Origin of the sequence: Xanthomonas sp. DAR33341 (genome assembly GCF_003992815.1) — a bacterium.
Lineage (GTDB): Bacteria > Pseudomonadota > Gammaproteobacteria > Xanthomonadales > Xanthomonadaceae > Xanthomonas > Xanthomonas cissicola.
The window spans coordinates 1-23,470 of record NZ_QEYV01000046.1 but is presented as its reverse complement, the minus strand read 5'-3'; the positions used below and the strand labels follow the sequence as shown (position 1 = coordinate 23,470).

Sequence of the window (23,470 nt, the reverse complement as noted above, 5' to 3'; positions counted from 1 at the left end):
CATACTATGTCATCAGCCCCCAGCGGGATTCCTACTGTCCCAATAGTTCCCATAGTATTGCTCATAGGTAATATCATCACTTTTATTATCCGGGGTTCCATTCACATCAATATGCTCGCCATTCCTGAAAGACTCGCCGATTTGCGCTGAAGCGGCATCCCAGCCTATCTGGCCAGCTTTATATGCGTCATATGTGGCGTTGTAAGAAGCTACATTGGCGGGATCTGCGGCAATGTTAAAACCAATACCCTGTGCGGTAAGCTCTCTCTGGACCGCAATGGAGTAGATTGTTGCTTCACCTTCAGTTGCCAAACCCATATTAATGGCCGATGCTCGATCTGTTACAGTATTCCACTCCCCATCAAAAAGTGAATACCCTAATTCATGCGTTAATTGGGACGCGGTGTCACTCGCGCTGGCATAGGTTTTGATGTAAACCGTTCCGCCGCCCGTAGCAGCATAATCGGTCCGAGAATATGTATCCGTGGTCGCTATTTGAAAACCTTTCGCCTGCGCCAACTGAACAAGTCCTTCTAAGGTCGCTGACTTGTTGACCAAAATATCAACCTCTGCTCCAAGATCCGTGGTCGTATTCTTGTCTAATGGGTTAGGCACTCCACCTCCACCACCTCCCGGAGGCGGTGTCGGGAACTCGATCGGCGGAGAGGGTGGAAGCGACGGTGGCCCCGAAGGTGGCGGGTTAACAACCACTGGCGGCAGCGTAGGCGGCTCGCTTGGATCGACGTCCGCAGCGGCTGCCGCACCTGCGACTAAGAACAGCTCTTCGCTTGTCAATTCTCTCATTACAGCACTCCATCCTGTGAGTAGATTTTTTTTCTGATCGTTTTTTTCATTGAATGCGCCTTGCCGCCTTTTCCCTCGAATTTATTTTGATAAGCGTTACAACCCCTCATTGTTGGCTGGATTTCTCAGCCGTTTCCCCGGCCTCGTCCCGTTCAAATTTGCTAGGCTGCTCTTTGATCAAGGGCCTTAGAGCTCCGCCCACGAAGAGATAGTGCATATCGCACATCCGAGAGATGTTCTTGTCATGCGTCACAATGACTGTGGTCGCGCCGATGCTCTTGATATTCTTCATCAGCTGTATGCCCATCTGCTCATCAATCCCAGTCGTTGGCTCATCCATCAACAACAACTTGGTGCGCCTATAGAAGGCTCTGGCTAAGAAGACCCGTTGTTTTTGACCACCTGACAGCGTATTTCCCAGGTCGCCGACTCTGGTGTTGAAGCCCATTGGCATACGCTGAATATCGTCGTGGATGCATGCCAATTTCGCAGCCTGCACAAGACGCTCTTGATCAATGTGCTCATCGAACATGGAGATATTTTCCGACAGCGTTCCCGACAACAGATTGTCTCCCTGCATGACGATGCTGACCTTGCTCCGGTAGCTCGACTTACCGACTTTCCGCAGATCCTCTCCATTGACTAAGAAGTCCCCGACTTGAAGATCTTCAAGCCCCGCCAGAACGCGGATGAGCGTGGTCTTACCCACGCCTGAGTTCCCGACAATTGCAATCACCTGGCCTGCCGGGGCCCTGAGCTGCAAGGCGCTCATGATCCACTTGTCCGTAGACGAGTAGCGGAAATAGCCGTTGGCAATTGCAATGGTGGGCGCAGCGTCTTCCAGTGCGCCGTTGCCATGCAGAAACGACTCAGGCTCGCTGTGCGTGATGTCTGAAATGCGCTCGGTGTGCAAGCGAAGCAGCCGGAGCTGCATCAAGTAGTCGGCCAGATTGATGCTGCGTTGGCTGAACTGGGTCGCGTAGATCAAAAAGACCGTCAACACCCCGACCGTCATATCCCCACTGAGCACCAGCCGGGTGCCTTCCCAGATCACGAAAATGCGGCACAGGCCTTGGATGAGAAGCTGGACGGAATCGAACCCAATGCGGATACGCTCGGCTCCGATGGTCGCATTGGTGGCTTTCGCGCTGTAGTTCGTGAAGCGCGATGCCCAAAGCGCTGACTTGTTGAACAGCTTGATGGGCTGGATGCTTCGGACCGTTTCGTAGAGCAAGCTTTGCCGGCGTGCATCAATGTTGATCTGATCAAGGTTGGCTTCTTTGAGCTTGGCGTAGTAGGCGTAGCGCGAACCTACATAGGCAATGGTGAAAGCCAACAAGGCGAAGGCAAGCGGCGCGTCGTAGCTCATCAAGAGCAACAACATGAGGAAAGACATCACCCCATCGATGACCGCTTCCATCATCTTCGTCGTGAGTGACTGCTGGATGGAGTAGATCGACTGGAAGCGGCTTGAAATATCCCCGGTGTGCCGCTTTACGAAATACGACTGGGATAGCGACACGAGGTGGCGGAACAAGTTGCTGCTCCACCGTAAGCTAGTGGTCGAAGAGATCCACAGCAAGGTCCACTTCCTGGCAACGGTCAAGACGAGCTGGACCAGGAGCACGATCGAAAAGCCGATAGCCAATGTGGTGACCAGACCATCGTCCTTGACGCTGAGCACCTGATCCATGGTCAGTCTTAGATATTGCGGCGCAATCAGCGCACAGCCTTCCAAGAAGAGCGCCAAGATGCCCACACCCCAGAACGCGGGCACCAGGGACCGAAGCGAGCCTGCCAGATCGCGAAGCGACACTGATGGCACGCTCTTGATCTTCTTGAAGGCCGGACCCGGATGCGCCTCCAACGCAATGCCGCTAAAAAGCTCATCGAACTCATCGAGCTTGATTTTTTTGACGCCCGCTGCGGGATCGCTGATGTGAACATGCCCTCCCCTCACAGCCGTCAGCACGACAAAGTGCCCGTGGTGTAGGTGGACCATGCAAGGCAACGACAGCTTGGGCAGTTCGTAAAGCTCCAAGCGAAGCGGACGCGTCGTGAGCCCGTTGGCATCAGCGATTTCAATCAGCGAGGCGAGCGTTGCCCCACTGGTTGACACCGTAAAGCGGTTGCGAAGCTCCCCAAGACTCGTTTCATGGCCGTAGTAGGAGAGCAGCATCGCAATGCAGGCCAGGCCGCACTCACTCGACTCCGTCTGACGGATATGCGGCACACGGCGCTTCGAGGAGAACACCAGGCTTGGTTCAGCAGAGCGATCCGGCTCGGCATCGCCATCGGCGGATGGTGTCAAGACGTCCTTCATCGCTTTTCACCCGTTAAGCGCGATCCCATGGTTTGGAAGGGGTCAAACATCCACTCCCAGATCTTGCGGCCCTCCAAGATCAGTTCCGCGTCCACTTCCATGCCCGGCAGGAAGGGCTTCGCTTCTTGGGCAACTCCAATGGTCTGGGAAGGCAAGGCGACTTTGGCGGTGTAAACCGGCTCAGTGGGCGACTGGCGACCATAGCGGCGCTCCAACTCACCGAGGGGACTCGTTTGCGTTGACAGCGATGCGATGCGCCCCTGGATGGCGCCATATTTTGCTTTCGGGAATGCGGCGATGTTGAGCAGCACCTCGGTGCCGACATTCACATGTCCGATGGCCCTGGAAGGAATGAGGATTTCGGCTTCGAACACCGACTCGCTTGGGGTGATGGACGCGATGATCGAGTCGGTGCCAATGCGCTGACCTTGGGATGCATAGATTGCTGCAACAGTGCCGCTCAAGGGTGAAGTGATGGTTTGCAGCCGATCGGACTTGGCTCTGGCCACTTGATCTTCGATCGTGGACTTCTCACGCTCGATCTCACTCGCTTGTCTGCTGGCGGCTGTCTTTATCTCGGTGATTTCACCCAGCAATGCGGCACGCTGATTACGAAGTGTGGACTGCTGCGCGCGGGCATCCTGGATCTCCGCCTCTGCATCCAAGAGAGCATTTTCGTAGGTGAGGTAGGTGTATTTGGACACATACTTCTCAGCAAGCAGCGGCTCAATGGTCTTCAAAAGTTCTTTGTTCTTGGCGTATTTCTTTTCCAAGATTGAGATCTTGCGAGCGACTTCCTGCATCGCGCCGGTCGTTTCTTCGACTTGACGCGTCAGTTCCCGCTCGCGCTGGCCAGAAAAGTCATGCGTCTGCAATTGCTCCTTGGTCAGCTCTTCTGATCGGGTGAGCGCACGCTTGATCGTCTCATCGGACAAAGAGCGACCCGCTTCGTCGGTGATGTCGGCTGACAGCTCCGCAAGCACTTGGCCCTTCTTGACCAAGGCATTGGGCTTCAATGTCGTCGACAGGATGAGGCCAGGCGTTCCACTGCGGATATCCACTCGCCCATGTGTCGAAATGATCTGGCCCGACACGTGCTCCCGCTTGGAGTAGGACGCGGTCAGAACAAACGTGGCCAGCAAGAGGAAAAGCACACAGCCACAGCCAATCCAGATCCGGATGGACGAGGGAAACGCATCTTTTAGGTCGCCGAGTGTGGAAGTTGTCTCCGGCCCCTTCCGCTTGCGAAAGAGCGGTTGTTCTGCGTCATCCGTCTGACCTGACTCGCTATCCATAGCACCTACACTTCGAGATCTACTGCACAACTTGCGTGAGTTGAGGCTACCCGCGCAGACATTAAAATTACATTTGCATTTTGTTGATCTGGCGTTGGCATTGGCGCCAAACCTAAGTTCGCAGGCCCCACGCTATTGCTTTTTCAGCAACCAAGGCTTGCGTCAAGCGAAGGTGCGTTGCGCAAAGCGCAGCCACACATTGCTGGGTCGAAGCATGAATCCTACGCTCAATGCGTCAGCCACCGCCCCCATCACCACCACTGCCCCCATCGCCGCCAGACATCGCCTGCTGCTGAGAGTGGCCAGCAAGCGTCATGACGGGGCCTGTTGGGTTCTTGTCGATTTCTTCGCGCTCGCGCTGGAATTGCACCATCTCCTGCACCCGTTGCTGATCCATTGCCTCTGTCTTCTGCAAGGTCTCATTGATGCCCGGCGATGGCGTGTTGAGCGAGGTTTCCGAATGAAAGCCCGGCGTTTTGCCAAAGACAAAGGCGACATCATCTTGGATGGTCACGTTCCGGAGTTCATCCGCGCGCTCAATCCCTGACTCTTTGACAGCATGCAATACCTCGGCCGTCTTCTCATCGGACGTGCCTTTCGGGAGCTGCGCCTGGATGGCAGAGAACAACGCGTAATCCCGATGATCAGAGGGAAACGCCTGCTGAGCGACATCTTGGGAGGGCCTTGCTTGCTCGATCCGATCCTCATCGTGTTCGTGTGCGTTAGAGCGGGCAGTTGTCCCACCAAAACCTGGCGACGACGCATAGGCAGCGGGTTGGCGCTCCGGCAATACGATCTGCGCCGGCACTTCGCTTTGCGTTGGAATTGCCGGCGACGGCGCTCGCACCGCCTCTTGCTGCTCTGCCTGCAATGGAACAGCCGATGGCGCATCGTTCTGTGGCGTGCCTGCTCGGGCTTGCTGCTCACTGCCCTGCTCCACCGCCGCATTCGCCGATGTCGGCGCTGTGGGTTTCGAGGCATCTCGGCGCGCGTGTTGTGCCTGGGACAACGCCGCATCCAGGTCTTGGCCGGCAACGCCTGTTGCCGGCAACCCATGGTCTTGCTGGAACTGCCTCACGGCATGTTCGGTCTCTGGACCATAGTGCCCGTCTTGCGGCACGGCCTGGCCGTTCGGACCCCGGGCATCTACTTGCTGCAAGCGATACTGCAAGAACTCGACCTCCTGCCCTCGGTCGCCAAGGCGCAGCCCTTCCACCTCACTTGATGCCAGCGGCTGCGTCGGCACAGTGGCCTGAGTAGACACTTGATCGGGAACGGTCGAAGCGGATGATGCCGATCCAACGCCCGGCGCAGACACGCTTGCCGTTGGAACCGATGCCTCCGCCTTAGGCTGGACTGCGCCGGCTGTCGGGGTTGCGGCAACCTCAGGTGTTCGGATTTCGTGGGGTTCGCGTTGCGGGACAGGCTCGGGCTTCGGTTCGGCGGGCTTAGCGACCGGGCGCGGCTCTTCCTGCGCCTGCACATTGAGGGATGCAGGCATCACGACCGGAACAGGCGTTGCCGTCTCCACAACGGCAGGCGCGTCGGGTGTGCGTGCAACGTCTTGATCCCGCTGCGCGTCAATGGCTGCCTGAGGCGCTTGGGTTTCATCCACACGCGGAGCGGTGGCGGTCGTTGCTGCAAAGCTCGCAGCTTGTTGTACTTCTTGCGTGGAGACACCTTGCCGATTGGCTTCGCGCAATGCTTGCTCGTAGGCATCGCGCTCTTGGGGCGATTGCGCATCAATGCGCAGGTCTGGTGCACCGGCCGAAGGCGGCTGCTCCTGCCGAAGTGACTGCACCTCGCCGAGTGCCTGATGGATGTCGGCGGTGCTGGTGGTTGCCGCAACGCGCACAGCACCATCGGCGTCACGGCTCAGATGCTGGATGGGGCTGTCCACCGAATATTGACCGGTCGCATCACGCTCCAACGCCAAAGAGCTGGTCGCGGCATCAATCCCGTTTGCCTCACGGGTTTTTTGCACCGCAAGCTGGATCGCGCCTGCAGTCTGGGCATTGGGCGCAACGCCATAGGCGGCATAGGTCGCTTCGGTATTGGCCTGGTCTTGCTGCTGTGGCGTTGGCGTTTGCCTTGCAGGCATCTGTGCCAACGCCTGCGCGTGCTGCTCCAATGCCGGTTGCAAGCGTTCGCGCGTTGCGTTGAGTTCCAACGGGACATTGCCTTCGGCAGCAACGCCGTCATGGCGCCACTGACCTTGCGTATCGCGCTGATACTGCTTGCCGTCCGAGGCTTGCAACGAGTCCGGGTTCAAGGCTGTTTGCACGGCCGCTGGCACGGGGCCGAAGTCCCCCCAACCATTGCGCTGATACGCAGCTTGATAGGTTGCTGCAATCGCAGCCGGACCTCGGGCGATGTTGGCGTCAACCACCTGGGCTGCTTGCTGGTCCAACGCGGCATTGCGCTCAGGGCTTGCTGGATCCACCGTCCAGATGGGCCGATCGTTCCGATCAACTTCGTCGGCGACCATCCGAGACCACTGGCCACTTGCCGGATCATGCCGCCAATCCCGTGCGTAAAGATGCGCAGCATCTGCCTCACTGGATGGCTGCACATAGGGATTACTGGGCTGCACCTTGCCCAGTGCCTGTTCGGTCGCTTCGCCACTGGCGTGATAGTTCAGCTCACGCGCTTTTTCGGGCAGCGCGAACATGGCCTGCTTCTGCGGCGCATCCACGCCATCGTCTTGCAAGTCGGCTTTTTCTTGGCGAAGCCACTGGCTGCCGTTGAACTCCCAGCTCACGCCCTGCTTATCGGTCTGTGTGTAGATCTGGCGGTTGTCCCACAAGGTCGCGGCCTTGTCGGCAGCGGCACTGAACAGATAACCATCGGCAACTACCAACGCGACAGGGCCTGCACCGGTTGTGCCAACAACGGCAGCGGCAGCGGCGCCTCCCGCCCAGCCGCCCGCGCCTCGGGCAGCAAAGTGCAACGCTTCTGAGCGTGCAGCGGTGAGGTTGTCTTGTGCCAACAGCGTGCCCACACGCTCTCCGGCCTGCGACGCATCGTAGGCGGTAGCGGCAACACCCAAACCCGCAAGCCCTGCTGTCATCCCGGCGCGACGCAAGCCTGGGATTTCAGGTTCCGGCACAGGCACGCGTGCAGGTGGAGCACCTGGCCGCACAAGTTCGTCGATGGTGGCAATGCCTTCCATGCGACTAGCAACCACATCGCTCACCCGGAGCTTGGCATGCTCCTCAAGCAGTTTTGCTTGGACATCAGGATCAGATTTCGGGATCTCTTGGACATGGTCCGGCAAGTCACGGTGCCAATCGACTTGCTTTTGCCAGGCTTCCCGAAGATGCTCGGTGAAAGCGGGATCTTTAAGCCGTGCGTTGCGTGCTTCTTCCAACGCTTGACCAGGCATGCGTGCATCAGCGCGACTGTCGTAAAGCTCGATGCCCTCACGATTGAAGATGCGGATCGGCACGTTGCTGTTCGCATGGATGGTATCCAAACTGACAGGCAGCTTTCCGTAGATTGCATCACGCGCGCCCTCAGGCACATGGCGACCGTAGCCTTGCCTGTCGGTGTTGGCCGTAAAACGCTCATCGACACCATGCTCACTCTCCAACTTAGGAGAGGCAACAGCACGCACCTCGACCTCATAGCCCTGCTCTTGCAGACCTTTGATCAACGTCTCCGACGCCCATTTTCCATCACTCAATGTGGTGTCGAAAATAAGGTTCTTTTTCTCCGCAGTCGCTGCTACGCGTAGCTCATCGGCCCAAGAGCTTGCGTCCTTGTGGGTTCGACCAGACCATTCATAAGGATTTTCGCGTCGAAAGTCAGCAACGCGCGGATGGTGGCGGCGCAACTCATCCGGATCGATTGTGACGGCATTTTGATCAAGCTCGGCCTTCGCCTGGGCTACCAGACCGCCCTTACCAGCACCAGGCTGACCGCCCAAAATGATTGCTTTCGGCTGCTGCTGGGCTGTTGAATTGATGAAATCTTGAGCGGTTAGTATTTGCTCGCGTAGGATCTGCTCATGGAGCCCCTTTGGTAGCACATCGGTTTCATCAGCCATGACGATGACTCGAACTTGGGAACCCAAAATAGTCCATCAAGTTCTGCTCCTTCCATGCGCCCTTAGAGGCGCTATGAAGCATAAGCAGATGCGTCGACTTCGCCAGTGCGATTGCTTCTTGGTCGCCCGTTTGCTCCGCGATCCGTAGCTTTTCGCGTGATTCGTCAACGAAAGTATCGAGACAGCCCTCGATTGCCCAGATCGCAAACTCCAAGGGAGGGGTAATCGGCGATGGCTTATCGACCGACTCCTGAAGCGCGTTTTCTAACCGCGCAATGTGATCGGGGTAATCCTTGAAGCTTTCGCGCAACCCTTGTGGCACTGGTGGTCGTGCGCCGATGGAATCAGGGGAAGAATCGTTGGTCTGAGTCATAAAAGCATCCTGATTGAGGCGTTGCATTGGACGTGGAAGATTGGGCTTGCGCTTAGGCGTTGCCACGGACACGCCTGGTTGCAGTGGCCCCAACTGCTGTACAGTGCGTGCATTGATCAATGCCAGATCACGCAGCAGCTGTTGACTGTGACTGCCATCAGCCTTCAATCGACTTTGAGGCTTATTGGAAGGTGTGCTATCACTCATGCGGGGACCATCTGTAAGGCTTCAATCTTCACTTTCGGCAATAAGCGCTTGGTGAAGTAGGTATCTTCGTAATACTTGATCTTCTCGCAGAGCACCGGACTTGGAATGCCTTCATAGAGAAGGACTTCCTTGTCAAAGCCCATCGCTTTCAACTCCTGCGGCAGCATCAATGCACGGCGCTGCTCGGTCTCGGAGTAGGACACACTGCTTTGCTTGCCACTGCTGTGCGACTTGTTCTTCCTGCGCACTGTGGTGTAGCCGAGCATGTCGGAGTAGTCATTGGCGTCTTGCTGCTCGCGGGGGGCGTAGACGATTTGCAACGCATGGTTGGTGATGATGGTGCGCGAGACATCCTTGCCATATGTTGCGTCCAGCTGCGCCATGCTCTGGATGATGGGCAGTAGGCGGATGTTGTAGCCGGCCATGTAGCTCACCGCGCTTGCAATGATGTCGACCCGGCCGATGGACGTGAATTCGTCCATCAGCAGCAAGCACTGGTGTTTGAGCGCCGGATTGTTTTGCGGCAACTCTTTCGTGTTGAGGTTGATGAGCTGACTAAACAGCAGATTGATCAGCAAGCGGCTTTCCGCCAGCTTGTTCGGCTGGATGCCGATGTAGATGCTCATCTTCTTCTTGCGCACATCGGTCAGCAAGAAATCGTTGCCGCTGGTGGCCGCATCCAGGATCGGATTGATGAACTGGTTGAGCGGCTCTTTGAACGTGCCCATGATCGAGGCGAAGGTCTCTTCGGCTTGCGAGAGCAAATTGTCGAAGGCCATCTTGGCATCGCGACCCAAGAAGTCGCGCTGCGAGAGCTTTTTGAGATAGCCCTTCAAGTCGCTCCCGTCTCCAGACGACACGCGATAGAGCATCCCAAGGGTTGGGAACATCCAGGTGTCTTTCGGGTGCTTGCGCTTGATCTGATCGTCCAAGCTATCGAACAAATAGAGCGTAAACGCCATGAAAGCATTGCGGGCCTGGCTCACCCAGAACTTCTGGGCATCCGACCCATCTGGGTAGAGCATGGCCGCGACACTCATCAGGTCCGAGACGCGAAACGCCGGATCGGGCGAGATGTAGCTCAGGGGGTTCCAGCGGTGAGTGCGCCCGTCTTCGGCAAAGGGGTTGAACAAAAAGACCTCTTGGCCTTGGCTCTTGCGCCAGCCGGAAGTCAGATCGAAGTTTTCTTGCTTGATGTCCAGGACCACCACCGAGCCTTGGTAGTCGAGCAGGTTGGGAATGACGATGCCCACGCCCTTACCGGAACGCGTGGGTGCGGCCAGGATCACAAACTGCTGGCCGGGCAAGCGCACCAACTTGCCGCCATGCTTGCCAACCACGATGCCGGTTGGCGACGGTTTGAGCATGTCCTTCTTGGCCAGATCACTGCCTGAGGCAAAGCGCGCGTCGCCATGCAATGCGGCCGCCTTAGGCTTGAACAGCGGGATCAGCAGCGCGATCCAGGCCACAAGCGGCACGCCGAAGCCGATGGCGCCAGCGAGCTTGATCTTGGTCGCATAGGGGGCGAACTGGGGGAGGTCGAGCGCTTTCACGTAAGACCAGTAGGTGCCGACGCTGAGCGGCCCAGCCAACTTCAACAGCATCAAGATCAACTGACCGGAAAGGTAGACCCCTGCAATGAGGGCTAGGAGCAAGAGCGAGATGGCGACACTGAGCTTGATCTTGCCGGTCATGAAGTGCTGCCTTCCATCGTTGATCCCTGGCTTGTTTGAAAACGACCGTCCGCTCGCAAGATTACAGGATCACACAGCCCGCTTAGATCGGATGCGCATTGGCATCTGTGTAGGAATTGTCTGACGGGAAGCGTGCCAAGACATCAGCGGGACCTTGGCACTATGGGCTAGGCGCACCGCTGCGCTGGGCTTTGAGCTGCAATTCGGCGACGACCTTTCGCTGCTCCTCGACCGAGAGCTTGGCAAGCGCTTGGATGGCGTCTGCGACCTCATCGGTCTCGGCGAAGAAGGCAGCCAGTGGCATGCCGAGGGCGTCGGCCAAGCGCTTGGCGGTGCGTAGATCGCACTCGTTCACGCCCTTCTCGTAGCGATTGATGCGCGTCCTGGCCACCTCAGGAGCCAGTCCAGCGGCAACCCCCAAAGCTTCCTGGGTCAGCTCGGCCTTCTGGCGCGCGTGACGGAGGCGGTTGGCGAAGATGAGACGAGCGTCGTCCAGATCCAAAATGTGACCACAAGCATGCAATGTGATGAATGAGCATGAGGTCTCCGACTTGCCTTGTCTGTTACTTTATCAGTAACATGGTTCCGCCCGCCAATCAACTGCGACTACCAAGCACCAACACCGGTCATTCCTGGGCTGTGTGCGGAGGCGTGCAGCCATTGAGCATGTCGGCCAATCAAGCGTCCCGAACCTGCCGGTCTGGTGGATTTCTAGCACCCTTCCCTTTCCCTCTTTTGGAGATGCACATGTCAAAGCTTTGCTTGGCCCTGGTTGGCCTGATGTCAATCTGTTTGGCCAGCTGCTCTTCCGGTGGCCCCTCGCAGTCTGAGCGGGAGCATGCCTTCCTGCTGTTCGTTCAAGACAACAGCAATGAAGAGGCGCGCATCAAAGATTTCCAGAGCAATCAGTGCAAAAAGGCGGAAGGCGCGCCCAGCTACACCTGTGACGTAACGGCCAAGGTCAGAGCCATGGGTCGCGACTTTGGCAATCAGATGGACGGGGTTTATTCGTTCACCAAGATGGGCGGCACTTGGAAGATCACCGGTCGCGTCCAGTAGCCATCCGTTTGCAATCAACGATGGTCCCATTCTGTTCTCAGGAGTTCACATGACCGTTGGCACGTTTCTCATCTTGCTTGTCCTGGGCACAGCGGTGCTGGTCGCCTTCGTCGTCAATCGTGCTGACCGATTGCGCAACCAGCGGGAGGTCTTTGAGCGGGAGTTTGATCGCTCGTATTTTTGGCGACAAGGAGCTTTGGCGATCTCGATTGAACGGTCGCGGTTGAAGATTCGTGTCGGCAGGGCAGTGAAGATCTACCCGTTGATGGATGTTCGCTCTTGGGAGAAGCACTGGCACAACTCAAGGCGGGAAGGAACGATCACGGTCAGCGTTCGAGATGTGAATCATCCAGTCTGGACGATCAAGTTCGGCAGCGAGCGCGAGATGAACCAGTGGTATGAGATCTTGAATCAGGCGATCAATGAGGGCGAGAAGCTCTGACCGCTCGTTTTTCGAGCAGCTAGGGTCGGCTTGACGAAGATCCGCTTTATGATACGAATCAAGTGAATCAGTCACTTGGATCCTTCGTCATGCCTTCTTCCGTCAGTCAGCAAACCTTACCTTTGGACCACCAAGAGCATCAACTGCGCCAAGCCCATGTTGAAGGCTGGATCGCCCAACAGCATGCGGCTGGCTTTGGTATTGATCAGCACATGGCCGATGCGCTCAACGACTATCTTGAGGGCCGTGTGGATCTCCCTGGGCTGCTGACCGAGCTTCGTCGTCCCTACTTGAACTGAGTCTGCCAACGGATGCCGGCATGATAGGCATCTTCGCCAGCGAAGTCTCATCAGCAGAAGTGTCCATGCCTGGTCCTGGGCGCTCGCGCTGGGCCTGTTCCGCCGTGTGGCCATCCGGCACGCCCAACAGCCGCCCCTCTTGGCGATAGCGGGACAGAAGCTGCTCAAAGCTTGCTTGTCCTTGGACAAAGATCCCGTTGCCTCGCATCGCTTCCAAGCGTTCCGTCAAGGACCGATGCTCAAACGATTTGCCCATGCCAGCCTGTTCAAGGTGCCCCTTGATGCGCTCAGCGATCATGGCGCGGATCCACTCGACTTCCTCCTTGCCATTCATTCGCCCGTCTAGCACACGCGTCTTTGTCGTCAGCCCCGAGGCTTCCATGCGCCTGGTTGTCGCAAGAAGATGGCAGTAGAAGTAGCGAAGATCATCTTTGGTCGGGCGATGGTGACTCGCTTGCAACGCAAAGCCAAAGCGCTCGATCAGGCGATGTGCGATATCAAGCACCAACTCCCAGCGCTTGGGGTCATCGAGTTCGTGCGGCAGCGCAACCGCGAAGTCGCGGCATACAGTGCTGTTGCAACGTCGCTCCGCCGCTTCTGCAGCGGCCCAAAGTGCTTGCGGGTCATCCGCCCATGCCGGTGAACCAGCTGGTGCCAGGCAACGCGATTGGATGATGCCTGCCCTGCCCCGGTAGTCGTGGCGAGCACCGGAGGTGGGATCAGTGAGCAAGTAGCCGCCGCGATAGGCAGCTGCTGCGATTGCAGAATGCCCTTTCGCTCGGCTGTAAGTTTTGATTCGGGTGTGATAGATGGCCATGTGTGTTTCCTGAGTCAGAGTTCATCAGTTCTGACTCAAGATTTGCCAGGGCTCAAGAGCGTAAGACGGCTATTTTCGAGGGTTCTACTTTGCCTGTTATGGAATCAGGCCAGACTTCGATCGACCTCAAAAATCTGCCCCAGGCTCACGAAAGGCCGAGATGGATGACAAAGCCCAGCTCTCCACTTCACAAACCGTCTTGTAGCTCAATACGGCATTTCGACCAAGAACTGCCCTCTCATACCGGATGCGAACTTGTTATTGGCGACCTATCCATCCGGCAAGCAGCAGATCAGGGCCATATCAATTGACAAAAACAACCACTGCGTGCGGCAAATTTTTGCACTTAAACTGCATCCTTGACAAAAAAGTAAAAAACCTTATGAAGTAAATTAACCCGAGAAAATTAACATGCCTGAGAAATCTTCAAAACCCGAGAGCTATTCACTAGCCATTACAGCCATTTGCCTTTTCTTCTTTTTACTTGGCATTGCATGGGGAATCGCTTGCTCACTACTGGTTCTTCTTTAACCATATCGAACTTCGATGCCATTTGGAAAAGCATCCATCACTGAATTAAAGAAATAATCCACATCACAAAGCCAACGAGCGCACCGAGGAGCGACCAAAACCGCGCATTTGTTTTGGGAACGACTCCAACGGCAGCAAAAAAGAATATTACAGACAGAAAAACTAGGTTCATCGGCGAAAAGGGGCCAGTAACCGGCAAATTTTTAACTATAAACGCTACTACAGCGGCAAACATAATCGTTCCAAATGCCGCTGTCGCTGACAACCAAGCAGGGATTCGGTCAAGAACACGATCAAGCCTCGCCTCTTCTCGATTTATTGCGGCGAGCATCCTGCCGATGACCGATCTTTCCTGAGCAGGAACCACCGGAGTTGCTTCAGGCACTGGCTCTTTAACTTGCACCGAGATATTAGATCTCGTTGCACCCCGCGAATTTTCCTTTGATAGCAATGCGCGCGAAAGCAATACGACCGCAGCACCAGCAAGAAGAATTTTTGGCCAATTTTTTATCAATTTAATTTAACTCCGCAATGGAGGTTCTCGTGGCTGCGGGAAAACACAATCAGATCATCATGCCTCATGGATCTCCCAACGACACAAATCTATGATCGCCTACAATTGGTGGGATCAGCGAGGAGTTCGATCGACTTCGAAAAGACGTCCCAAGCTGACGAAAGGCCGAGATGGATGGAAGATCTCAGCGCTCCATTTAGCAAAGCGCTTGACGGCACCACGGGGATAGTCACTACGGGGTTGTCCATCCATGCCAAAGGCAATCTTGTCGCCGTCTCCCCATTGGCTGGGTATTTGACCAACCAACACCGGCCCATGTGGCGTAAGTGATAGTGATGCGGTATCCACCACGTCATGTGCTGGGCGAGCTACCTCTTTCACTGATGCGAACCATCCGAACGGCTCAGCCATAGTCAGACATCGAGTCATGCCCTCTCCTACCTTGAAGAGCGAACCTGCGCGCTCGCCTTGGAGCATCAAGAAAGCGAGAACAGGCTCGCCTTCTTCCTGCTGATTGTTGACCAACATTGCCCAACTCTCTCGGAACAGAAATATACTGCCAGGTGATAGGTCATTGGGAAGCCGATCTGCAAAAGCTTGTGCGGGAATGCTCATCGATTTCTCCCGGTTGACGTCATGTTGGGCGTCAGTTGATCCAGCGGCGGCGCAAGAGCACGACCAGATCTTCTACGATGCGCTGCGCGTCCATGGACAGCGCCTGCCTGACTTGATGTGGTGGCGAAAGAAGCATGGGCTCTTGGTGCTCACCCTGTCGCCAAGGCACTTGCATGCTGTTCGGGCTGGCGTCGTGCTCAGCGCGAGTCCTCCAAGCGCCGGCGCGTTCTCCAATTAATCGCACTGCCGGCACCACGTGGGTAAGCCGTTCGGTAGGGTCAATCTGACCCAGAAGCCAAGCGGCATAGGCGATCGCCGCTTCAAGCTTCTCTGCGACGCTTTCTTCCAAGACCACCGATAGCCCCACGTCGCGCTCGGGAGGTGGCACGGGCAAGCTCAGGAGCACATCCCCATTCGGCCAGAGCCGGATCGACGCACCTTCGCGGCGTGGACCTTCTTGGGCCAAGAGCAACGCGTCTCCCTCTAAGCGCGACTGCATCCCCAAGCCACGATCAAAAATAGAGGGTTTTCCGAAGAGCGCATGCTGTTGCATGGCCTCCAGAAGGGGCTGGGATTCCATCTCGGCGGGGCGAAGCACTGTTGTGTCCGGTCCAGCTGCAACAGCAAGCTGCAAGACCGTGCCACTTTGCTGATAGCCACGCTCGATCCGTGGGAAGAGCGTCAGTGCACAATCGCTCAATCCTGTGGGATCGAGGGGCGCCACGGCCTGCGTCAGCTGGAACCGATGGATGGCGCGAGTTGCCTTTTGCCCCAGGTCATCCGCTGAGACAAAGCCATCCCAGAGCTGACCACCTTGCCACTTGCCAACCTCCTTAATCAGTTCGGCTTGATCCAGTTCCGCTTCCACGCCGGACTGCACGAACATCAGAAGTGGCTTGCGGCTCCGGGCCTCACGCACCTCTTCGTGCGTTGCTGAAACGCCTCCTGCCTGCTTGGTCCCGTAGCGCGGTCCAAGAACGAGAATGACAAGATCCGCATCGCGCACGCCACTTAGACATGCGACTTGGGGAGAGCTGGCTCGGGCGCCGAAATCCTCCGCCATGATGGCTTGATGACCGAGAAGCTCGATGGCGTGCTTGACTGCCGCCCGTTCCGCCTCCATTCCGGTGATAAGCGAACTAATGAAGATTTTCATGTATCACCCATGTTGAACGGTGGGATGACGCTAACCTTTTCGTGGCGAAAGTCAGGTGACCATCATTCCTTCAAGCAGGGCTATGGACTCTTCCGCTGCCGGCGGAGTTCAAGTCGCTTTTCAGCTCGGGCGATGCGCTCCTGTTGACGCTTGATGTAGGCATCGCCCTTTCGCACGCGGACCATCATGCCTGCCGGGAACACAACGCAAAAATAGATTACCAGACCAACGCACCACAGTCCTGGCGTGAGTAGCTTCATGCCACCGTCCATGAAGGCCAGCGGCAGCAGCATCAGCCCAATAGCCAATGCGCCGAAACAGTAAATGCCCTGAAGCAATAGGAAATGCGTGATGTGGACAGGGTCAGCCCTGAGCAACTCAACCTTTCTCAGTTCAGCTCGGTTTATCATCAAGCCAATTTTTTCATCCCAAAAGCTAAGCTTATCGAACGCCCACTTCGCAACAATGAGAACAACGGCTGCAACCAGACTACCGACCACGTCAGACACATCGAAAGGCATACCCATTTGCCAAGCTCCATTGGTAAGTCATCAAGAGAACCAACGCATAGCCTTGCAGATCCCGAAGCCCCTAAGCTCCGGTCTCCAGGCCCTATCTCAGACTACTTATGTCTCAAAAGCTGAGACTAACTTTTAGGATTTTGCCAAGTCCAAAAAGCAGTGAAATCGGATTGCCTAACTGCCTTCTTAAGAAATATTAGATTAGGCAAGGCCACCTCATTTATATTGCGTTCATTTTATTTGCGTGAGATATCTCTCGCTTTCCGCCCTTTTGTTACGTTTAAACACTACACGCGCATTGATGGTTTCAAGCTCATTTATACAGTCGCAATCATTGACGTATATAGCTCCTCGATAAAATCCCTTATCGAAGTCAAACTGAAAATTGAGGCATTTGAACAGCAATCATCGAGACCACCTTAGGCAATCGCCCGCACAAAATTTCTGTCCTATTTTATCATTGACAGAAAATTCCCTCCCCTTATCAAACGTCTACCTCCTCAAAATTGGATCGTAGATGCGCTTTAAACACTCCCAACTTCATCAATATTTGCAACAGCCCAAAGGTCAATTATCCATTCGAAGCATTCGCATCGGCAAAGTCGAATTCACAAATATCGTCGTTCAAGACCGGGCTGGCGCGCTTCACCTTCAAGATCTGGTCCAAGCGACCTACGACCATCATGAAAAGCTCCGCCGGCTTCGCCGATCCGGAACTCGCTATCCCGAACCTCTGCCCCTGGCCACTCCGGCTCGGTTGCTCTCCGAGGAGGTCGACGACTTCCTGAAAGACAAGGAACGGCAGAACGTTCGCACCACTACGATCGAGGCCTACCGCCGCACGCTTGCCATATTGCAGCGCGTAAGTGGCGACACCTCCGTTGCTCGGATCGATCACACGCACATCTATCAGATGTGGGACTTGCTGCGATGGGCGCCCCAAGACTTCATGACGAACCCCAAGCACCAAGGGTTGAGCGTCGAAGCGTTGATCGCCAGGGGCCAACGTCTGGGACGGGCGCAGCCGGCCAACGCTACCTTGGAACTGCATCGGCGCTTCCTCGCATCCTTCTTCAACACGCTAGCCAAAGCGCATGCCATCCCGCACTCGCCGATGGATGCGTTTAAGCCTGCCAGAGAAGAACTCCTGGCTGATCAGGACGAGCCAGAGCGGCTGCTTTCTCCAGAAGAGATCCAGAAGATCTTCAACCCTGGGACCTTCGTTCCATGGGCGAAGAAATACCCTCATCGCTGGTGGTGTCCGCTCATTGCGCTTTACACAGGTGCTCGGATCAATGAGATTGCGCAGCTCAAAGTAGCTGACATCTTGCAAGATCAGGGTGTGTGGTGCTTCTCGATCCAGAAGACGGTGGACGAAGATCTCGCGCAAAGCGCTGGCAAGCGCAGCCGGCAAAGCCTGAAAGGCAAGAGCGCGATCCGGAAGGTGCCAATCCACTCAAGCCTCATCCAGGCGGGCTTTCTCGACTTCCTGGCGGACATCAAGGCAAGTGGCCACAAGCGTCTCTTCCCCAACTTGTCGGCCGGCACCTGCCGCAAGACCGGCGAGCCAAACGGGCGCTACAGCCAGGGCTTCGTCAACCAATTTGCGGCCTACTTGAAGGGCTTAGGTTTTGGTAAAGGGATCGGATCGCATGCGTTCCGGCACACGCTTGCCACAGAGCTGGACGCCAAAGGCGTGCGCGTGGAGCACATTGCCTTGATCACGGGCCATGCCCTCAATAAGAAGGCGCCCGTTCTGCAGGACAACTATGTGCACAAATCAGCCGGGAACACCCGAAAAATCCAGGTGGAAGCGCTTGGCCACTATCAGCCACCTGTAACGCTGCCGAGCTATGTGCGCGGGCAGTTCAAGGAACGGTTGAGGAAGGGGGCGAGGATGTATCCTTGAGCGAGGCAATCCAAGCTGGCTAATGCTCCGCGAAAGGCCTATCCCATGATTAAGTTTGAAGTCCTCACGCTTCTCATCGCATTGCTGGCAGTCGTGCCAGCCGCGCTCGCACTTATTCGGCAAAGCGCGCAGCGTAAGCGAATGGATCAGTTGGAGGACGCGCAACTTCGCCAAAATCGTGCCACAGCCGCCTTGCATGAGAAGCAGCTAGAACTGCTGCTTTCCAGCAATGCTGGTCGCGCATCTGCTCACGTGAAGCTCGATCTTTACCTTGACAATAAGACCTACCGCTTCCGCGTGACGAATGTAGGCTCAGCACAGGCACGCAATGTTCAAGTTAAGATCATTGCCGCGAAGGAAGAGCACGATCCTATTGCGGGGACAGATTACGACTCTAAGTTCCCTGCTCCCGTCTTGGAGCCTGGCTCTTCGATTTCGTTCTATGCCGCCATCTATCTCGACAGCCCATTGGCCTACAACGCGCTCGTTACCTGGGAAGACTTGGATGGCATGAAAGCCGAGAACACGACCTACGTGGCGGCGTAAAATGCCGACGGGACGCCTGAGTGGAGCGCACTAGTCAGGGGGGAGCACGAGTCACATGCGGAACGCGGGATGGAGCACGCCCGTTGCACCGATATAAAAATTTATTGCCAGAACGCTAGATTATTGGAATAGTGTTCGGAACAAGTTCACTTCAAGGGGATAGGATGATCCGGCTTTGTATATTCGATCTTGACCAGACGCTGGTCGACACTGAGGACATGAAAGAACTACGCGAGGCCGGCAAGAATCGCACCGACGCAGCTTACGCGGGCGAGGTATTGGCTGCTTTCAGGAGCCGCGCGCGTCATCTCATTGATGAGATGACGCTGCGCATGCTGCTTCTGACAATTCCCGGATTAAAGTTAGGCGTCTTTACCCGATCGCCGAGGCGCTATGTGGATGTGGTCTTAGCCGAAGCCTACGCGTCAATCAACTGGGACATCGTGATTGCGTATGAGGATGTGCAGCGCTACAAGCCCGACGGCGAGGGCGTTCATAGGTCCATGATTGCGGTAGGCATGAACGACACAGATCAGCTCCCTTATGTTCTCCTCGTGGGTGACGGGGACGTAGACATTAAAGCGGCTTATAACGCGGGGTGCCGCGTAGCACTGTTCAAGAAGGGTTGGCCACACAGCCATCAGAAAACGCATTGGCGTAGTCTTTCATTGCTCCCGGACGTGGTGGTAGGGGATCAGAAAGAAGTTCAAACCTGTCTACAAGATCCCTTGCCTGGGCTGCCCTACTTGGAACGCCTACTGGAAGCCGGAATGCCAGCCACCGTAAAGCCGCGTTTCGATGAGATTGCCAAGTTCTTTCCCGGCGAGAAGGCACGGCATGTCGTGCATGCAGCCGGGCGCTACTTCACCTCCTGCGAGGCCTTGAAGTATCGAAGGGAATGGCATCACCTATCTCAGTCTATCCAAAACAACAAAGATGCAGTGATCTTTCCCTCGGAATGGATCGAAACAATCCGAAGCTTTATCGCCTTCCACTACCTCATCCTTACTTCTGTATTGCCCTTCAGCGGAACCGGTCCAGAATTGGTCATCACGGTCATCCCTGCTAGGCCTGACCGGCCGCACCGGCTTGCACATCTGTTAGCACAGCTACAGGCGTCGTATGGCACCAACCCCAGACTCAACCGTTTGCGATTGACATTCAACCCCAATGTGCTCGGCTACCGGCCGGGGGTGCAGTCTCAAAGCCACGATCATCTAAAGCAGGAGGCGCGCTTCGCCAACGTTCGTGATCACCTCTACGTTGCCAATCCATCGGAAGTGCAAGGCAAGAGGTTCCTAGTCATCGATGACGTGACAACCACCGGATCAACCCTGTTGTATGCCAAAAAATACCTCACCGACGCAGGTGCTAGTTCCGTAGACTGTTTCAGCCTGGCCCAGACCGTATCAGACCCCTTGAAATATCAATGAGCGAGATCTCACCAACCACCGGCAAATTACTGGCGCTGTCCATGCTCAAAGGCATCGGGCCTGTTACGCTGCGCAAGATGGCAAGCATGGCAAATTTCGAAACCGCCACACCCGAGAGCATGTCCTACCAGTTCCCGGCAAACGCCGCCACCTTGCGCGACAGCGTGGCCTGGAAGCACGCATTAGACGGAGCAGAGAAGCAGGTCGAACAGGCAGAGCGACATGGCGCTCGAATTCTTTCGCCCCTCGACCCGGACTATCCCACCTTGCTTGCAGCGACGAAAGACGATCCATTTTTGCTGTTTGTGCGCGGCACGCTCGCACATGAGGCAGCTAAGTCAGTGGCAGTCATTGGCACACGTGAGCCTACTAAGCATGGCGCTCTCATCGCCGAAAGAATTGCTCAATATCTGGCTGAGCAAGGTTGGAGCGTGGTCAGCGGACTAGCTAAAGGCTGTGATGCCATCGCGCACCGGGCGGCGCTCGACCATGACGGGCATACGGTGGCTGTCTTGGCCCATGGTCTGCATACCGTAGCGCCCAAGACCAATGCACGGTTGGCGGAGGACATTCTCAACAAGGGCGGGGCCTTGGTCTCCGAATACCGGTTTGGAGTCGAGCCTCGTCCTGAGTTCTTTGTCAAACGAGATCGCACTCAGGCAGGCCTTGCCCAAGGCGTCGTCATGGTTCAATCAGACATTAAAGGTGGAAGCCTGCACGCTTCACGCGCGGCGCTAGACTATGGTCGTTGGCTGGCCGCGCCCTACCCTACAGAGTTGGATCGGATAAATGGCGAGCCGAAGGTCCAAGCAAACCTTACATTTGCTGATGGGTCGAAACAGGATCGGATAGATCTGCTGCGTTGTCCAGCGACTGCGCTGGATCAGCTTATCATCCTGCGCAGCCGTGAGGATTATAGCAAGATGCTCCTGAGCGATTCGACTGAGAAAATATTATTAGATCCTATGCAAGGCGGATTGATCTAATCTATCCCTCGCAGGGTAGATGCTACATTTGCTATTTCAGCCAAATTGATGCCGCAGGAAAGTGAGATTAGGCACTTTCGAGCTTTGGCAGCACGTGCTCGTCCCAGAAGCTTGCGCGCGCAATAAGGCATGGAATATAACCTTCATAGGCTCGGTCAAGGATGGCCTTGAGGCGTGCGTGATAGCCATCCAAGTAATTACACCAGGAAGCTAACTCTTCCGTAGCTTCATCGACTCCTTTCAACGGAACTTCGCCAATTTCTTTGAGCGCCTGCAAGTAGTCAGCGAACTTGCCTGCGGCGACCTTATAGCTGTTGAGTTCCTGCACGACTGGCACATCCTTATAGGCCCTCTCGATCATCGAGTGTGCTCGAACGGACGCCTCAAGCAAGTTCTTATTTAGCAACTGAGCGATAGCTAAACATCGCTGCGACGTCGCACGAAAATCGCTTTCGTCTTCCCTAACTTCAAGCCCCCCCCCTAGTTGAGTCAGCCAGCGAAACGCATCGCAAACCTGAAGCGAGCTATCCCAGTCCGATTAGGCAGCAGCTTACTTGTCTGGTCATACACGCAGGAACGCTCAAGCTGCGCAAAAGCGCCCACCACTGAATTCGCCCAGTCCTTGACACGGGAACACGTTTGCCAAGCAGACGTGTATTTACTCTTATAGTCATCGCGAATGACTGCCAGCTAGGCGTCGAGCGAGTGATAGTCGATAGCCGACATGCAGTAGTGCAGTATCGCTGCTTCATCGGAGACATGCGCCAGCGCCACTGGATCGGACAGACCACTGGCCTGCGAGTCTCGTGATACCTGATCCACAATTTTTAGCGTATGCTCGATGGTGCCTCCATCAATCAAATACTCACGGAGGAACAAATAATCGCTGAACGGAGTGATTTGCGAGAAATTGCTTTGCGCGTCAACCTGACTTGGATGGGTGCCGCGTTTACTTGGAACCCGACAGCGTGCCGCGCCGGGCTTACTACACTGCCTTAATAGTCAGGCTGACACTTTTGGCCTCAGTGCTCAGTCGCGTAGAGACAAACGGACGCCACAAATGTAAAGCAACGTCCAATAAATTGGCGCGGAGAGAAGGACTCGAACCTTCTAGCCTCCCCTTGGTCACGATCATCAAAGTTAAGCGCATTCGTCCTTCAACTTGGGTTGTAGCTCTTCCCCAACTGGGCTCCGCGAGAGGCACGCCACCAACCAACCAGACCACAATGCACTCTTGAACCACCCGCGAATGGACAAATCGAGGCGCAATCCATGCGTCTCGCTCCTTACCCTAGCTTGCTGCCCATTCAAGACCACTTCGGCACTCTTACGAGCACCCATGCATCCTTCGTCTACAGCGTGTGGAACAACGTATTCAATGTGTGTGTTTGAAGTCATATTCAGCTCCTTAGTGATGACAGATGCTTTGACCACCAGGGAAGTCTGCAACCCAAACTGGGACTCGAACTGCGCCTCCCTATGCGCCGCGTTTGGCACCAAGAAGGTAGGGGGCTAAGGACCCCTTGATCACATTGTAACCCTAAAAAAACCGCACTAGCAAGTTAACTCGCATAAGTTTTGCGAGTTACACACCGCCCTGCAACATTCATTTTTCTAAAGAAGCTTTTACCGATGATTCTTTCAAAGATTTATATACTAGCCACTTCAGCGTGCAGGCACTAACAAAACATTCGCCATGTCACGAACTTCAACGAACCGCTTAACAACCCTCAATGCACCGCATCGTCTGTTTTCTTATATTACCGATAAATAAAAATGCAATGTGATACGCCCAGGGTTCCGTAGACACTCAAGACCCTCGTTGCGCGTAGCGCCGTTCAAACTCTACAGGGGACAGGTCGCCAGTTGAACCATGACGGCGTTGTGGGTTGTAGAAC

General features: G+C 55.6%; 19 protein-coding genes. 6 read left to right on the top strand and 13 right to left on the bottom strand.

The window, feature by feature from the left end; translation table 11 throughout:
* Positions 1–12: 12 nt before the first annotated feature.
* The 7 genes from EO156_RS22630 to EO156_RS22595 all read right to left on the bottom strand — a co-directional run bounded on the left by EO156_RS22630 (position 13) and on the right by EO156_RS22595 (position 11,246).
* A complete protein-coding gene (locus EO156_RS22630) occupies positions 13–804 on the bottom strand; it encodes a hypothetical protein (RefSeq protein WP_126936772.1) in 792 nt (263 codons plus the stop codon).
* A gap of 106 nt (positions 805–910) precedes the next feature.
* On the bottom strand, positions 911–3,127 hold the full coding sequence (locus EO156_RS22625) for a peptidase domain-containing ABC transporter (RefSeq protein WP_014089914.1): 2,217 nt from the start codon (positions 3,125–3,127) through the stop codon (positions 911–913).
* A complete protein-coding gene (locus tag EO156_RS22620; protein WP_014089913.1) occupies positions 3,124–4,422 on the bottom strand; it encodes an HlyD family efflux transporter periplasmic adaptor subunit in 1,299 nt (432 codons plus the stop codon). The genes EO156_RS22625 and EO156_RS22620 overlap by 4 nt, the downstream gene beginning before the upstream one ends.
* Before the next feature lie 235 nt (positions 4,423–4,657).
* The gene (locus tag EO156_RS22610) at positions 4,658–8,470 is read right to left on the bottom strand and encodes a zeta toxin family protein (RefSeq protein ID WP_029828893.1); all 3,813 of its coding nucleotides are present in this window, start codon (positions 8,468–8,470) and stop codon (positions 4,658–4,660) included.
* Entirely contained in the window at positions 8,463–8,780 is a 318-nt protein-coding gene (locus tag EO156_RS24645; RefSeq protein ID WP_016848996.1) for a hypothetical protein, read from the bottom strand. The genes EO156_RS22610 and EO156_RS24645 overlap by 8 nt, the downstream gene beginning before the upstream one ends.
* A gap of 266 nt (positions 8,781–9,046) precedes the next feature.
* Positions 9,047–10,744 carry a type IV secretory system conjugative DNA transfer family protein gene (locus EO156_RS22600; RefSeq protein WP_014089910.1) on the bottom strand — a complete coding sequence of 566 codons (1,698 nt, stop codon included), beginning with the start codon at positions 10,742–10,744 and terminating at the stop codon, positions 9,047–9,049.
* Between the two features lie 160 nt (positions 10,745–10,904).
* On the bottom strand, positions 10,905–11,246 hold the full coding sequence (locus tag EO156_RS22595; RefSeq protein ID WP_016848995.1) for a helix-turn-helix transcriptional regulator: 342 nt from the start codon (positions 11,244–11,246) through the stop codon (positions 10,905–10,907).
* 239 nt (positions 11,247–11,485) lie between these two features.
* On the opposite strand from EO156_RS22595, the gene EO156_RS22590 reads away from it, so the two are divergent.
* Positions 11,486–11,803, top strand: a complete 318-nt coding sequence (locus EO156_RS22590; RefSeq protein WP_016851037.1) for a hypothetical protein — start codon at positions 11,486–11,488, stop codon at positions 11,801–11,803.
* A 49-nt stretch (positions 11,804–11,852) separates the two neighbouring features.
* Positions 11,853–12,245 carry a hypothetical protein gene (locus tag EO156_RS22585; protein WP_016851038.1) on the top strand — a complete coding sequence of 131 codons (393 nt, stop codon included), beginning with the start codon at positions 11,853–11,855 and terminating at the stop codon, positions 12,243–12,245.
* Between the two features lie 225 nt (positions 12,246–12,470).
* Here EO156_RS22585 and EO156_RS22580 read toward each other — a convergent pair whose 3' ends face one another.
* The 5 genes from EO156_RS22580 to EO156_RS22560 form a co-directional block, all read right to left on the bottom strand.
* Entirely contained in the window at positions 12,471–13,361 is an 891-nt protein-coding gene (locus tag EO156_RS22580; RefSeq protein ID WP_078562076.1) for a MobA/MobL family protein, read from the bottom strand.
* Positions 13,362–13,929: 568 nt separating this feature from the next.
* On the bottom strand, positions 13,930–14,406 hold the full coding sequence (locus tag EO156_RS22575; protein WP_124632062.1) for a hypothetical protein: 477 nt from the start codon (positions 14,404–14,406) through the stop codon (positions 13,930–13,932).
* A gap of 114 nt (positions 14,407–14,520) precedes the next feature.
* Positions 14,521–15,021, bottom strand: a complete 501-nt coding sequence (locus tag EO156_RS22570; RefSeq protein ID WP_078585785.1) for a hypothetical protein — start codon at positions 15,019–15,021, stop codon at positions 14,521–14,523.
* A gap of 31 nt (positions 15,022–15,052) precedes the next feature.
* Positions 15,053–16,177 carry a DUF4062 domain-containing protein gene (locus tag EO156_RS22565; RefSeq protein ID WP_016851041.1) on the bottom strand — a complete coding sequence of 375 codons (1,125 nt, stop codon included), beginning with the start codon at positions 16,175–16,177 and terminating at the stop codon, positions 15,053–15,055.
* 80 nt (positions 16,178–16,257) lie between these two features.
* The gene (locus tag EO156_RS22560; RefSeq protein WP_016851042.1) at positions 16,258–16,704 is read right to left on the bottom strand and encodes a hypothetical protein; all 447 of its coding nucleotides are present in this window, start codon (positions 16,702–16,704) and stop codon (positions 16,258–16,260) included.
* Between the two features lie 751 nt (positions 16,705–17,455).
* On the opposite strand from EO156_RS22560, the gene EO156_RS22555 reads away from it, so the two are divergent.
* From EO156_RS22555 to EO156_RS22540, 4 genes are all read left to right on the top strand, one after another.
* On the top strand, positions 17,456–18,607 hold the full coding sequence (locus tag EO156_RS22555) for a site-specific integrase (RefSeq protein ID WP_014089902.1): 1,152 nt from the start codon (positions 17,456–17,458) through the stop codon (positions 18,605–18,607).
* Between the two features lie 45 nt (positions 18,608–18,652).
* Positions 18,653–19,153, top strand: a complete 501-nt coding sequence (locus tag EO156_RS22550) for a hypothetical protein (RefSeq protein ID WP_016851045.1) — start codon at positions 18,653–18,655, stop codon at positions 19,151–19,153.
* Between the two features lie 218 nt (positions 19,154–19,371).
* Positions 19,372–20,586, top strand: coding sequence for an HAD hydrolase-like protein (locus EO156_RS22545; RefSeq protein WP_230577945.1), 1,215 nt, complete (start codon positions 19,372–19,374; stop codon positions 20,584–20,586).
* The gene (locus EO156_RS22540; RefSeq protein ID WP_014089899.1) at positions 20,583–21,572 is read left to right on the top strand and encodes a DNA-processing protein DprA; all 990 of its coding nucleotides are present in this window, start codon (positions 20,583–20,585) and stop codon (positions 21,570–21,572) included. Before EO156_RS22545 ends, EO156_RS22540 begins: the two co-directional genes overlap by 4 nt.
* 67 nt (positions 21,573–21,639) lie before the next feature.
* Here EO156_RS22540 and EO156_RS24500 read toward each other — a convergent pair whose 3' ends face one another.
* Positions 21,640–21,933 (bottom strand): hypothetical protein, encoded by a 294-nt coding sequence (locus EO156_RS24500; protein WP_016851047.1) that lies wholly within the window; start codon positions 21,931–21,933, stop codon positions 21,640–21,642.
* Between the last annotated feature and the right edge of the window lie 1,537 nt (positions 21,934–23,470).